The organism is Nitriliruptor alkaliphilus DSM 45188, from assembly GCF_000969705.1.
In the GTDB taxonomy this organism is placed as follows: domain Bacteria; phylum Actinomycetota; class Nitriliruptoria; order Nitriliruptorales; family Nitriliruptoraceae; genus Nitriliruptor; species Nitriliruptor alkaliphilus.
This window is the reverse complement of sequence record NZ_KQ033901.1, coordinates 5,258,390-5,270,332: the sequence shown is the minus strand read 5'-3', so window position 1 is coordinate 5,270,332 and position 11,943 is coordinate 5,258,390. Positions and strand designations below refer to the sequence as shown.

Annotated in this window: 15 protein-coding genes; 5 read left to right on the top strand and 10 right to left on the bottom strand. The window is 71.9% G+C overall.

All coding sequences use genetic code 11. The annotated features are described in order from the left end of the window. Window positions 1-9: 9 nt before the first annotated feature. Genes NITAL_RS24650 through NITAL_RS24640 form a run of 3 tightly spaced genes read right to left on the bottom strand, consistent with a single transcriptional unit; the run spans window position 10 to window position 3,466 of the window. A complete protein-coding gene (locus tag NITAL_RS24650; protein WP_052668896.1) occupies window positions 10-864 on the bottom strand; it encodes an ABC transporter permease in 855 nt (284 codons plus the stop codon). Continuing rightward, window positions 861-1,805, bottom strand: coding sequence for an ABC transporter permease (locus NITAL_RS24645; protein ID WP_052668895.1), 945 nt, complete (start codon window positions 1,803-1,805; stop codon window positions 861-863). The genes NITAL_RS24650 and NITAL_RS24645 overlap by 4 nt, the downstream gene beginning before the upstream one ends. Before the next feature lie 38 nt (window positions 1,806-1,843). After that, window positions 1,844-3,466: an ABC transporter substrate-binding protein gene (locus NITAL_RS24640; RefSeq protein ID WP_052668894.1), complete on the bottom strand. Its 1,623-nt coding sequence runs from the start codon at window positions 3,464-3,466 to the stop codon at window positions 1,844-1,846. Between the two features lie 166 nt (window positions 3,467-3,632). Here NITAL_RS24640 and solA point away from each other — a divergent pair, with 166 nt between their 5' ends. Further along, on the top strand, window positions 3,633-4,871 hold the full coding sequence (solA, locus tag NITAL_RS24635) for an N-methyl-L-tryptophan oxidase (RefSeq protein WP_052668893.1): 1,239 nt from the start codon (window positions 3,633-3,635) through the stop codon (window positions 4,869-4,871). Here solA and mreD read toward each other — a convergent pair. From mreD to NITAL_RS24620, 3 genes are read right to left on the bottom strand one after another with little or no spacing between them, the layout of a single operon-like run. Further along, window positions 4,783-5,298: a rod shape-determining protein MreD gene (gene mreD, locus NITAL_RS24630; protein ID WP_052668892.1), complete on the bottom strand. Its 516-nt coding sequence runs from the start codon at window positions 5,296-5,298 to the stop codon at window positions 4,783-4,785. The genes solA and mreD overlap by 89 nt on opposite strands. Beyond that, window positions 5,295-6,317 carry a rod shape-determining protein MreC gene (mreC, locus tag NITAL_RS24625; RefSeq protein ID WP_052668891.1) on the bottom strand — a complete coding sequence of 341 codons (1,023 nt, stop codon included), beginning with the start codon at window positions 6,315-6,317 and terminating at the stop codon, window positions 5,295-5,297. Before mreC ends, mreD begins: the two co-directional genes overlap by 4 nt. Beyond that, complete coding sequence (locus NITAL_RS24620) at window positions 6,317-7,348, bottom strand: rod shape-determining protein MreB (RefSeq protein WP_052670070.1); 1,032 nt, start codon at window positions 7,346-7,348, stop codon at window positions 6,317-6,319. Before NITAL_RS24620 ends, mreC begins: the two co-directional genes overlap by 1 nt. Before the next feature lie 344 nt (window positions 7,349-7,692). Between NITAL_RS24620 and NITAL_RS24615 the strand changes: the two genes are divergently transcribed. Further along, window positions 7,693-8,106 (top strand): hypothetical protein, encoded by a 414-nt coding sequence (locus NITAL_RS24615; RefSeq protein WP_157042070.1) that lies wholly within the window; start codon window positions 7,693-7,695, stop codon window positions 8,104-8,106. Here NITAL_RS24615 and NITAL_RS24610 read toward each other — a convergent pair. Then, a complete protein-coding gene (locus NITAL_RS24610) occupies window positions 8,075-8,563 on the bottom strand; it encodes a JAB domain-containing protein (RefSeq protein ID WP_052668889.1) in 489 nt (162 codons plus the stop codon). The genes NITAL_RS24615 and NITAL_RS24610 overlap by 32 nt on opposite strands. Window positions 8,564-8,670: 107 nt before the next feature. After that, the gene (locus NITAL_RS29310; RefSeq protein ID WP_281175572.1) at window positions 8,671-9,804 is read right to left on the bottom strand and encodes a helix-turn-helix transcriptional regulator; all 1,134 of its coding nucleotides are present in this window, start codon (window positions 9,802-9,804) and stop codon (window positions 8,671-8,673) included. A gap of 109 nt (window positions 9,805-9,913) precedes the next feature. Between NITAL_RS29310 and NITAL_RS24600 the strand changes: the two genes are divergently transcribed. Together NITAL_RS24600 and NITAL_RS24595 are read left to right on the top strand one after the other, a co-directional pair. Beyond that, window positions 9,914-10,417, top strand: a complete 504-nt coding sequence (locus tag NITAL_RS24600) for a cupin domain-containing protein (RefSeq protein ID WP_211262666.1) — start codon at window positions 9,914-9,916, stop codon at window positions 10,415-10,417. 19 nt (window positions 10,418-10,436) lie between these two features. Beyond that, window positions 10,437-10,736 (top strand): hypothetical protein, encoded by a 300-nt coding sequence (locus tag NITAL_RS24595; RefSeq protein ID WP_052668888.1) that lies wholly within the window; start codon window positions 10,437-10,439, stop codon window positions 10,734-10,736. Window positions 10,737-10,764: 28 nt separating this feature from the next. Here the strand turns inward: NITAL_RS24595 and ndk are convergent, their stop codons facing one another. Then, complete coding sequence (gene ndk, locus NITAL_RS24590; RefSeq protein WP_052668887.1) at window positions 10,765-11,178, bottom strand: nucleoside-diphosphate kinase; 414 nt, start codon at window positions 11,176-11,178, stop codon at window positions 10,765-10,767. 86 nt (window positions 11,179-11,264) lie between these two features. Beyond that, window positions 11,265-11,426, bottom strand: a complete 162-nt coding sequence (locus NITAL_RS27630) for a hypothetical protein (RefSeq protein ID WP_157042069.1) — start codon at window positions 11,424-11,426, stop codon at window positions 11,265-11,267. Window positions 11,427-11,481: 55 nt separating this feature from the next. On the opposite strand from NITAL_RS27630, the gene NITAL_RS24585 reads away from it, so the two are divergent. Continuing rightward, window positions 11,482-11,934: a nucleotidyltransferase gene (locus NITAL_RS24585; protein ID WP_052668886.1), complete on the top strand. Its 453-nt coding sequence runs from the start codon at window positions 11,482-11,484 to the stop codon at window positions 11,932-11,934. Window positions 11,935-11,943 lie beyond the last annotated feature (9 nt).

Sequence of the window (11,943 nt, the reverse complement as noted above, 5' to 3'; positions counted from 1 at the left end):
GTGGGCCCGTCACGAGCGTCCCCCCAGGTCGTCGTGACCCATCCGGTCGCGCAGCCCCTCGCCGAGGGCGCTGAGACCGAGCACGGTCACGAACACCGCCGCTCCCGGCGCGAGCACCAGGTACGGCTTCGTCACGAGGTGGCTGCGGCCGTCCTGCAGCATCGCACCCCACTCCGCGCTCGGGGGCTGTGCACCGAGGCCGAGGAAGCTCAGGCCGGCGACGACCGAGATCAGCTGGCCGGCCTCGATGGCGCCGAGCACGAGCAGCGGACCCCGCAGCCGAGGCCACACCTCCGTGCGCAGGATGCGGGCACGGCCGGCACCGAGCGCGCGCATCGTCACGGCCGACGGTTCGCTCAGCGCCGACCGCACGAGCGACCGCGACAGCCGAGCGAACGGCGCCCACCACACCAGCAGCACCCCGGTCAGCACGGTCGTGAGGCCCGGCCCCCGCAGGCCGACGAACGCCAGCGCGACGACCACCGCCGGGAACCCGATCAGCATGTCGATGACGTGGCAGGCGGCGTTGTCGAGCCGTCGCCCGGCCCCGGCGAGGCTCGCGCCGATCACCACCCCGAGGCCGATGATGGCCACCATCGTGCCCCCGGTCAGCAGCAGGGTCTCGCGGCCACCGTGCAGCACCCGGGACAGCACGTCGCGACCGAACCGGTCGGTGCCGAACAGGTGCTCCCGGCTCGGGTGTCCGAACGGTTCCCCGACCAGCTGCGCGGCGGGATCGTGCGGGGACACCCACGGTGCCAGGAGCGTGGCGGCGATCACGACGACCAGGATCACGACGCCCGACCGGATCAGGGCCTGGCCCCGGCGGGCCTGCCGGGTGCGGGTCGCGACGACCGCGCTCACCCGGCCACCCCGACGACCCGGGTGCGCGGATCGACCACCCGCTGGGTCAGATCGATGGCCCGGTTGACGAGCACCACGACCAGCGTCATCAGCAGGATGTAGCCCTGCACCACCGGGTAGTCCTGCGCCCGGATGGCACCGACGGCGTACGCGGCGACGCCCGGCCAGGAGAAGATCGCCTCGGTGATCACCGCCCCGCCGAGCAGGCTCGCGAGCGCCAGCCCGGCCAGGGTCAGCACCGGGCTGAGCGCGGGGCGCAGCGTGTGGCGCGCGATGACGTGCGACTCGGACGCGCCGCGGATCCGCGCGGCGTGGGCGTACAGCTGCGACCGCTCCGCGAGCAGCGATGCCCGCAGCACGCGCGAGAAGGTCGGGGCCCCGGACAGACCCAGCACCAGGGCGGGGAGCCAGACCTTGCCGAGACGGGCCGGGCCGGCCACCTCGTAGCCGAGCTGGTTGGCCGCCACGGCCAGCGCGAGGCTGCCCGACAGGAAGGTCGGCAGCGAGATGCTGGTCAAGGTGAACACCCGCAGCCCGTGATCGACCACGCCATCGGCACGGCGCGAGGCGGTGACCGCCAACGCCGTGCCGAGGACCAGCGCGACGACGAAGCCCGCACCACCCAGCATGAGGGTGGCGGGCAGGCGCTCACCGAGCTCGTCGACCACCGGACGGCCGCTGCGGAACGAGGTCCCGAGGTCGCCGCGCACCACGAGCGCCAGCCAGCGCCCGTACTGCTCCCCCAGGGACCCGTCGAGGCCGAGCTGTCGCCGTAGGTCCTCGCGCAGCTCCTCCTCCTGCTCCGGGGTCAGGTAGGCCGACGCCCCGGACTCGCCGAACTGGATGTCGATCGGGTCGCCCGGTGAGGACCGGACGAGCACGAAGATCAGGACCGACGCCAGCAGCAACAGCGTGACGGTGCTGGCGATGCTCGCCAGCACCGTCCGGGCAGGCCCCGACGGCCCCCTGCCCTGGCCCCTCACTCGAGCGTCATGTCCGGCTGCACGAGGTTCTCGTACTGCAGCGGGTGCGCGACGAAGCCCCGGAGGTTCGACGCGACCGCGGTCGCCTGGACACGGGGGTGGACCGGGATGGAGGGGACGTGGTCCACCATGGCCTGGTTGAGCGCGTAGATGGCGGCCGTCCGCTCGTCCTGGTCCTCGACGGTCCGGGCGCGTTCGAGCAGCTCGGGGACCTCCGGCAGCTGGTAGCGGCCGTGGTTGCCGGACCCGTCGGGTCCGATCTGCGCCGCGATCAGCTCGGCGGTCGCCCCCAGCGTGGTCCACGCCTGGGTCACCGCGTCCCAGTCGCCGTCCTCGATGGCCTGGGTGATCAGGGTGCTGTCGACGTTGTTGACCTGCACGTCGACACCGAGCCGGGCCCACTGGGCCTGGAGGACCTCGCCGGTGCGCTCCTCGTTGCCGAAGGTCAGCAGCCGGAAGCTGAGTCGTTCGCCGTCCTTCTGGCGGTGACCCGCGTCATCGAGCTCCCAGCCCGCCGCGTCGAGCAGCGCTTCGGCCCGTGCCTGATCGTGCTGGCGGAAGCCCTGCTCCGCGGCGTCGGGGTAGGCGGGCGACGAGGACAGCCAGCTGGAGGCGGGGACGCTGAGCCCGGCGGTCGCCAGCTGGACCACCTCCTCACGGTCGAGCGCCCAGGCCAGCGCCTCACGCACGCGTTGGTCACCGAGCGCCGGGCTCGCGTCCGAGTCCGGGTTGAGGTAGACGGCGACGGTGTTGGCCGCTGCAGCGGCGACCAGGGTCATGCCCTCCGCGGCCTCGAGTTCGTCAGCACGGTCAGCCGGCGCGTCCTGGACGATGTGGGCCTGGCCCGCCAGCGCGAGCTGTGCGCGGGCGTCGGCGTCGTCGACCTCGCGGGCCACGATGCGCTCGATGGACGGTGGCTGGCCCCACCAGGCGTCGTTGCGCTCGAGCACCAACTGGCGCCCGGTGTCGAAGGTCACGATGCGGAACGGCCCGGTCATGTCCGCGACCGCCACGTCGGTGGTCTCGGGCGCGTCGGCGTGGCGCTCGACGTTGTGGATGCCGAACATGTAGTGGCTCAGCGCGAAGGGCAGGTCGGGGCTGAGACCGGGGGTGGTCAGCACGACGGTGGCGTCGTCAGCCGCCTCGATCAGCACGCCGTCCAGCAACCCCGCGGCCAGCGGACTGAGCTCACGCGTGCGTTCCAGCGAGGCGACCACCGCGTCGGCGTCGACCGGCGCACCGCTCCAGAAGGTGACATCGTCGCGGAGCGCGACCTCCCAGGTGGTGGCGTCGACCTGCTCGATACCTGCGGCCAGCGCCGGCGCGACGGATCCGTCCGCCTGCACCTTGAGCAGCGACTCGTTGGCGCCAACGGACCGCAGGTAGCTGGCGCTCAGCTCACCTGCAGGATCGAGCGTGGCTGGCAGGACCCGCATCGCGATCCGCAGCTCGTCGGAACTGGCCCCGTCCCGCTCGTCACCCGCCGATCCCTCGGCGTGGGCGGGGTCGGCATCGGTGCCCGAGGCACCACCGTCGGCGGTCCCTCCCGCGCCGGCACAGGCGGTGGCCGCGAGCGCCAGTGCGACCACGGCCGCGTGGCGCAGAGCGAGGCGTCTCATCTGATGGGCTCCTTCTCAGGTCCAGTCGTTGCGAACGGTTCGCAACCGAAGCTAGGGTCACTTCCGGGAACTTTACTGAGAGTCGTTCCTACAGCCAAGATGTCGACCGCGTCGGCCCCGGTCGTCACGGCCCGGAGCCGGCCGCGTGTCGGCGTCAGGAGGACCCGTGGGATCCGGCGGTGACGTCGCGGTGATCGGGGTCGGCTCGATCGGCAGCATGGCCCTGTGGCGGCTGGCAGCGGCGGGCCTCTCGGTGCACGGCTTCGAACGGTTCGGCGTCCCGCACGACCGCAGCGCAGCCGGCGGCGAGACGCGGATGTTCCGCACGACCAGCCCGCGGGAGCCGCACTACGTCCCGTTCGCCGTCACCGCGCTCGAACGCTGGGGGCAGCTCGAGACCGACAGCGGCCGTCAGCTGCTGACACGGGGCGGGGAGCTGGTGATCAGCCCGCCCGACGACGCGACCTTCGGCAGCATCCTGGCGTCCATCCGCACGTACGAGCTCGACCACGAACTGCTCGACGCGCGCCAGATCCGTGCGCGGTTCCCGCCCCACCGCGTGGACCCCGATGACCGGGGGATCCTGGACCTGAACGCGGGGTTCCTGCGCTCCGAGCTCGCCGTGCTCGCCGCGGCTGAGCGCGCCACGCGCCTCGGCGCGGTGCTGCACACCGGCGCGCCCGTCACCGATGTGGCCGCGGACGGCGAGGGCGTCACGGTGGCCTGGGGAGGCCGACACCTCCGGTTCGAGCAGGCCATCGTCGCCGCGGGCCCCTGGACCTCCCACCTCGCGCCGGACCTCGCCGCTGCCATCGAGGTGCGGCGCCCGATCCAGGCGTGGTTCGCGGTCGACGATCCGGCCCGCTACGCCCCCGAGCGGTTCCCCACGGGGCTGCGGCTCGGGCCGGACGCGCTCTACGTGTTCCCGAGCCTCGACGGCGCGTCCGTCAAGGTCGGCGTGGGCGGGGAGCACAACCGCCACGTCGCCGACCCCGATCGCCTCGACCGCTCGGTCGACCACGCCGAGGTGGCGCACATCAGCGAGCGGGTCCGACGCCGCCTCCCTGGCCTCCACCCCGACCCCCTCCGGGCCGCGGCGTACATGGACGGCTACACCCCCGACCACCAGCCGATCATCGGACGTCTGCCGGGCGCCGAGCGGATCGTGGTGCTCGGCGGCTTCTCCGGCCACGGGTTCAAGTACGCCCCAGCGTTCGGGGAGGCCGGCGCCGAGCTGGTCGCCGATGGTGCGACCACCCTCGACATCTCCCCGTTCGCGCCGGACCGGTTGGCGGCGGCGAGCGCCACGGCGGCCGTCACGGCAGACCGGCCACCCCTTCGATCGGGAAGCGGTCCGACAGGCGACGGACGAGGCCGAGCACGACCGGCGCCAAGAGGGTGTTGAACAGCGCGACCCCGAGGGAGGCCGCGAGCAGCAGCTCGAAGGTGACCCCGGACTCGCCGAGGAGACCGGCCAGGATCCCGAAGCCCGCCGTGCCGATCAGACCGGAGACGAACGCCAGCAGGACCGGGGCCGTGAACGACCCCGGTGCCAGGTAGGGCCGGGCCACCCCGACGGTGTAGCCGAGGCCGGTGAGCACCACGGTCGCCAAGCCCACCGGCGCCTGGGTCGTCAGCAGATCGGCGAGGAGCCCCGCCGCGAAGCCGACACGCATCCCCGGGAGCGCCCCGTCGCGCAGGGCCACCCCGAGCACGACCAACAGCAGGAGGTTGGGGCGGAAGCCACCGAGCGCCAGCGCGGGGAACAACGCGGTCTGCAGCACCGCCGCGGTCACGAGCGTCAGCCCGAGCGCCACGGTCCGCACGATCACGGGTCGTCCCCGCCACCGTCGCCGTCCTCGGAACCCTCACCCTCACCTTCAGGGTCAGAGTCGTCGTCCTCTTCGCGCTCCGCCGCGGCGTCCTCCTCCGCCTGGCGCTGGAGGTCGTCCTGGTCCACGAAGGGATCGACGTCGGGGATGTTGACCTCGAGGTCGTCGGAGTCACGGAACGCGGGCAGCGGATCGAGCGGCGCGTCGATCACCACCAGGACCTGGTGGAGGCGGGTGAAGTCGACGAACGGTCGGACCGTGACCTCCCGCACCAGCGAGGTGGTCGCCTCGCCGACCTCGGCGACGATCCCGATCGGGATCCCCTCCGGGTACTGACCGCTGTCGTACGAGGACGTCACCAGCTCGTCGCCGACCTCGAGGTCAGCTTCAGGGTCGAGGACCGAGAACACCAGCGGCTCGCCACCGCGCCCCGCGACCGTCCCGGTCTCGCCCGTCGACGCGGTCCGCACGGCGACCTGGAAGGTCGGGTCGATGGTCAGCAGGACCCGCGACGCGTTCGGGGTGACCTGGACGATCCGCCCGACGAGGCCGTCGCCGTTGATCACCGGCATGCCCCGCTCGATGCCGTCCTCGCTGCCGGCGTCGATCGTGATGACCCACTCGAAGTCGCTGGCCCCGAAGGCGACCGTGCGGGCGCCGACGGTCACGAGCTCGGCCCGCTCGCGGATGCCGAGCAGTTGGCGCAGCTCCTCGTTCTCGCGCTCGAGGTCCTCCAGGGACCGGAAGCGCTCCTCGAGGACGTCGAGGCGCGCCTGGAGCCGCTCGTTCTCGGAGCGGACCGAGAAGATGTCGGTGACGCCGCCGACCGCGTCGCCGATCGGCCGCACCAGCGTGGCGATGCCGTCCTGGATGGGACGGACCACCGCCGTCACGCCCCCGCGCAGCCGATCGAGCGGCCCGTCCCCGCCGTCGCCGCTACGGAAGTCGACCGTGATCAGCACCAGCGCGATGAGGATCAGGACGACGAGGAGGACGCGCGCCTTGCGACGCTGGTACATCAGTGACGTGAGCTGGAGATGAGCACCTTCTTGAGCGCCTCGAACTCCTCGAGGCACTTGCCGGACCCGATCGCGACCGAGGACAGCGGGTTCTCGGTGATGTGGATCGGCATGCCGGTCTCGTGCTTGAGGCGCTCGTCGAGGCCCTTGAGCAGCCCGCCACCACCGGTCAGGACGATGCCCTTGTCCATGATGTCGGCGGCGAGCTCCGGCGGGGTCTTGTCGAGGGTGTTCTTGACCGCGTCGATGATGGCGTTGACCGGCTCCTCGATGGCCTTGCGGACCTCCTCGGCCGAGACGATGATCGTCTTCGGCAGCCCGGAGACCAGGTCGCGGCCGCGGATCTCGGCGTGAGGCTCGTCGGGCAGCGGGAACGCCGACCCGATGGCCATCTTGATCTCCTCGGAGGTGCGCTCGCCCAGCATCAGCGAGTACTCCTTCTTGATGTAGGAGATGATCGCGTCGTCGAGCTCGTCACCGCCGATGCGGATCGACTGCGAGGTCACGATGCCACCGAGGGAGATGACGGCGACCTCGGTGGTGCCACCACCGATGTCGACGACCATGTTGCCGGCCGGCTCGTGGACGGGCAGACCCGAACCGATGGCGGCGGCCATCGGCTCCTCGATGATGTAGGCGGCGCGAGCGCCGGCCTGGATCGTGGCCTCCTCGACGGCCCGCTGCTCGACACCGGTGATGCCCGACGGGACGCAGACCACCACGCGCGGCTTGGCCAGGAAGCGCCGCTTGTGCACCGCCTGGATGAAGTAGCGCAGCATCTTCTCGGTGACGTCGAAGTCGGCGATGACGCCGTCCTTGAGGGGCCGGATCGCCATGATGTGGCCGGGGGTACGGCCGATCATGCGCTTGGCCTCGGCACCGACGGCGAGGATCGCGCCGTTCTTGGTGTTGATGGCCACCACCGACGGTTCGTTCAGGACGATGCCGCGTCCACGCACGTAGACGAGCGTGTTGGCGGTGCCGAGGTCGACGGCCATGTCGCGACCGAGGAACTGGAAGGTGTTACCGATGTTCGCAGCCACGAGGACCTACCGAGATGTGAGGAAGCCGAGCGAGGGAGGTGACGCTACGCCGACGAGCGCGCTGCGTCGAGTGGACACAGAGCACCGCTCCGTGCGGACACGTGCGGGAGGCGCCGACCCGGCAGAACGCAGCACCAGACCCGTGCGGACCTCGGCAGGCTACCTCGCCTTGCTCGGTGGGGTGGAACCGAGCGCCCCCGCCGGACGGACCCCGGCCGCTGCTCGCGGCCGGGAACTCGGCGACGGCCCGGTTCGTCCGGCTCGGAGGTGGCGACCACAGCCCCGCCGCGGCCGCGTACGGTCGACGCGACACCTCCCGAGGAGCCCGACACGTGCCCACGCAGCGGTTCCCCTTCGCCCGTCAGCAGCCGTGGAGCACGCTGCTCCCGACCACGTTCCACGAACCGGACCGAGCCGCGGTCGAGGTCAGCGATCTGGCGCTCAGCGTCCGCTACGGGCCGTTCCTGACCACCACCGCGTGGGACAACGTGGTCGAGGCGACCGTGACCGGCCCCTACCGCTGGTACCGCGCCATCGGACCGCGCCTCTCACTGAAGGACCGCGGCGTGACCTACGGCACGGCGACCGACCGCGGCGTGTGCATCAGTTTCCACCGGCCGGTCACGGGGCTGTTCGGCGCCAAGCGCGTACACCCGGCGCTGACGGTCACCGTCGAGGATCCGGACGGCCTCGCCGAAGCGGTCCGCGCACACCTCACCCCATCGTCCCCCGGCGAGCCAGGCTGACCCACCGGTGGCCACCGACCACCAGGTGGTCGAGCAGGTCCACGCCGACGAGTTCACCGGCACGCACCAGGCGGCGGGTCAGCAGCTCGTCGTCGCGGGACGGTTCCGGGTCGCCGCTCGGGTGGTTGTGGGCCAACACCAGCGCGGCGGCGTTGGCCAGCAACGCGTCGCGGAAGACCTCCCGCGGGGCCATGAACGTGTGGGACAGCGAGCCGACGCTGACGACCACGACCTCCAGGAGGCGGTGCTTGGTGTCGACCAGGGCGGCGACGCACCGTTCGCGGTCGGCCTCGACCAGGTGCGGCACGAGCAGCTCGGCGGCCGCTTCCGGCGAGGTGACCTCGAGTCGGTCGGCGGGACCAGGGCGGTAGACCACGCGGTCGCACGCCCCGCACCGGGGTGGCGCGTCCAGGACCGCCGTACCGGTCACGGGACCGTCGAGCCAGACCGCACCCATCGAACACCTCGTCGCCGCATCGTCCGCCCCCGGACGGGACGCAGCCTGCCGCACTCGGAGCGCGACCGCCGGACGGGCTGCCTCGCCGCTGTGGATGACCACGACGTTCAGGCCGGAGGGAACGGTCCCCCGCGGAGGGGAGCCTCACGCACCGCTCTGGCCTCGTTGTCCCGGACGCGAGGCTCGTAGTGGGCGAAGAAGACCGTCCCGACCAGGTCCCTGCGGGTGTGGACCCCCGTCTTCTCGAAGATGTGCTTGAGGTGCTCCTGCACGGTGTGCGGCGAGATGAACAGCTCGGTCGCGATCTCGGCGGTCGCACGTCCCTGCAGGACGAGCCGGGTGACGTCCCGCTCCCGCTCGGTCAGCCGGTAGGCCGCCATCAGCAGCGGGGAGATCCGGGCCGGGTGGGCCGGCTCCACGATCACGGCTGCTCGGCGAGCCCCCTCACCCACCAGCGCGGCACCGTGCAGCACGACCCAACGCCCGGCTCGGGATCGCACCCGGGCCACCGCGACCTCCCGTGGCCCGTCACCGTCGGACCGCATCGCCCGGCCGGCGACCGAGTAGACGGCGGACGGCAGCAGGCCGCGGTCGACGTCCCCGTCCGGCAGCTCGGCGAGCCACCGTTCGACACCCGGCGTCATCGACTCGAGTTCCCAGTCGGCTCCGAGGACCACCAGACCCGGCGCGTCCGGCCCCTCGGGCTCCGTGGCCTCACCGATCAGCAGACCACGCCGGGCGCCCTCGGCGAGCGATGGTGCCACGGCCCGCACGAGTTCGAGATCCTCGTCGTCGAAGACCGGCTGACCCGGTTCGCGGTACAGGCCGAGGGCACCCCACACCTCGCCGCTCGAGGTGCGCAGCCCGGCGATCAGCTCCTGGTCGCCGCCGTACGCCATGTTCTGGTGCCACCGCGCGCTGCTCGTCGGATCGCCGTCGGTGGCCTCGTGCAGGGTCGCGACGCCGCGCGTCGAGCTCGCCACGTCGGCGAGCTTGTTGACGTCGTCGGCGTAGTACTCCTGCGCCAGCCACTCCCGGGGGATCTCGGGCAGCCCGTCCTGGTGGTGGCTGGTCACCAGCAGGGACGCGGGGTCGAGCGTGTACCAGCACGGGCCGAGGTAGTGCGGGACCACCCGGGCGAGCACCTCCGTGCAGCCTTGCCAGAAGGTCACCAGGTCGTCACCCCGACCGGCCAGCTCCGCGACCCGCCGGACCGCCTGCTCCCTCGCGCGCCCGTCCACCGGAACACGGTAGCCGCGGTCGGCCGGGGAGGAACCTGCCAGCTTGCTGGTATGTGCCCGGCTGGTGCTCCTACGTAGCGTCGGTGACCGAGCCACGGAAGGGGCCCACGTGCACGCCGCACCGATCCAGAGCGAACCACGCATCGTCCCACCGGACGGCGGCGACCTGTTCGTCACGCCCGAGGGGACCGGCGACCGGTTCATCCTCGACGCCACGGACGTTGGCGGCGCCTTCAGCCTGGTCGAGCACCTGCTCGCCCCGCGAGCGCTCGCGGCGCCACTGCACCTGCACACCGCCGAGGACGAGTACAGCTACGTGCTCGAGGGCGAGGTCGGGGCCTGGCTCGGTGGGCACGAGCTCGTCGCCGGCGCCGGCACCCTGGTCTGCAAGCCGCGCGGGCAGTGGCACACCTTCTGGAACGCCGGGGACGTGCCGGCGCGAGTCCTCGAGATCATCTCACCCGGGGGGCTCGAGGTCCTCTTCCGCACGCTGGACGGCCTCGACGAGCCACCCGAGCCCGAGCAGCTGGCGCGGCTGGCTGCGACCTACGGCTGCGAGGTCGACATGGCGGGGACTGGACCTATCGTGGAGCGACACCACCTGGTGTTCTGAAGAGACGCGAGGAGACGCCGTGCACGTCCTGCGGATCGAGCACCACGTGGCGAGCTACGAGGGGTGGAAACAGGCCTTCGATGCCGACCCGATCGACCGTGCGGGGTCGGGCGTCCGGCGGTACCGGATCCTCCGCGACAGCGACGATCCGCTCCTGGTCGGGATCGACCTCGAGTTCGACACGCGTGAGCAGGCCGACGCTGCCCACGCCGCGCTCCGCGAGCTGTGGCCGCGGGTCGAGGGCGCCGGCCTGATCGCAGGGATCCGCTCCCGGATCGACGAGGTCGTCGAGTCGGTGGAGCTGACGCCGCGGCCGTGAGATCCGGCCGCGGCGAGCAGCTGCCGGCTCAGAAGCGGCCGGGGAAGAAGATGCCGAGCTCGCGCTTCGCGGACTCCGCCGAGTCCGAGCCGTGCACCAGGTTCTCGCCGATGACGGTGGCGAAGTCGCCGCGGATCGAGCCCGGAGCGGCCTCGATCGGGTTGGTCGCACCGATGATGCTGCGCATCCCGACGACCGCGTCCTCACCCGCCACGCACAGGGCGACCAGCGGCCCCCCGGTGATGAAGTCGACCAGCTCGCCGAAGAACGGACGCTCGACGTGCTCGGCGTAGTGCTCCTCGGCGACGGTGCGCTCCAGAGTGCGCATCTCGAGCGCCTCGATGCGGTAGCCCTTGCGCTCGATGCGGGACAGGACCTCGCCGATCAGGCCGCGGGCGACGGCGTCGGGCTTGACGAGGATGAGGGTCTGCTCTGCGGCCACGGTGGAACTCCGGGTGTCGGTGAGAGGTGTGGGGGCGAGGTGGGAGCTGGCGGCGTCGAGGGACGCACACCGGCGAGCGGCGAACGCTACCGCTCCTCGTCATCCTCGTCGTCCAGCAGCTCCGCGTCCGGGCTGCCGATGGATCTCGGCGGTAGCCTCCGACCGTGGAGCCTCGACGCCTGCAACGCACCCTGACCGTCCTCGACGACTTCGTCGAGGCGGATCGCCGCGACCGCGACTACTGGCACGCGCTCTCGCCCCACGACCGGCTACGGCACCTCGACGAGCTGCGTAGGACCAACTATGGCGACGATGCAGCTGCCGGACGACTTCAGCGCGTTCTTGAGGTTGCTCAACTCACACGAGGTTGAGTACCTCCTCGTTGGTGGGTACGCCGTGGCGGTCCACGGGTACCCGCGCGCCACCCAGGACCTGGATGTCTGGGTGGCGGTCGACCCCGTGAACGCCGAGCGGTTGGCTGCTGTGTTGCGGGCCTTCGGCTTCGACGATGGCGTCACCGCCGACCTCTTCCTCGCGCCCGACCGGATCGTGCGGATGGGGCAGCCTCCGCTGAGGTTGGAGGTGCTCACCTCGGTCTCAGGTTTGGACTTCACCACCGCCCGAGCGCGCGCGGAGGTGATCTCGATCGACGGCGTCGACGTGCCGGTCGTGTCGCTGGCCGACCTTCGGACGAACAAGGCCGCTGCCGGTAGGCCGAAGGATCTCGCCGACCTCGCCGAGCTGCCGGAAGCCTGACCTCCAGGG

What these genes read in the sequence shown, in the direction of transcription:
- NITAL_RS24610 (WP_052668889.1), bottom strand. Translation starts at nt 8,563, where the DNA reads ATGGGTGCGGTCTGGCTCGACGGTCCCGTGACCGGTACGGCGGTCCTG.
- mreC (WP_052668891.1), bottom strand. Translation starts at nt 6,317, where the DNA reads ATGTACCAGCGTCGCAAGGCGCGCGTCCTCCTCGTCGTCCTGATCCTC.
- NITAL_RS24585 (WP_052668886.1), top strand. Translation starts at nt 11,482, where the DNA reads ATGGCGACGATGCAGCTGCCGGACGACTTCAGCGCGTTCTTGAGGTTG.
- NITAL_RS24640 (WP_052668894.1), bottom strand. Translation starts at nt 3,466, where the DNA reads ATGAGACGCCTCGCTCTGCGCCACGCGGCCGTGGTCGCACTGGCGCTC.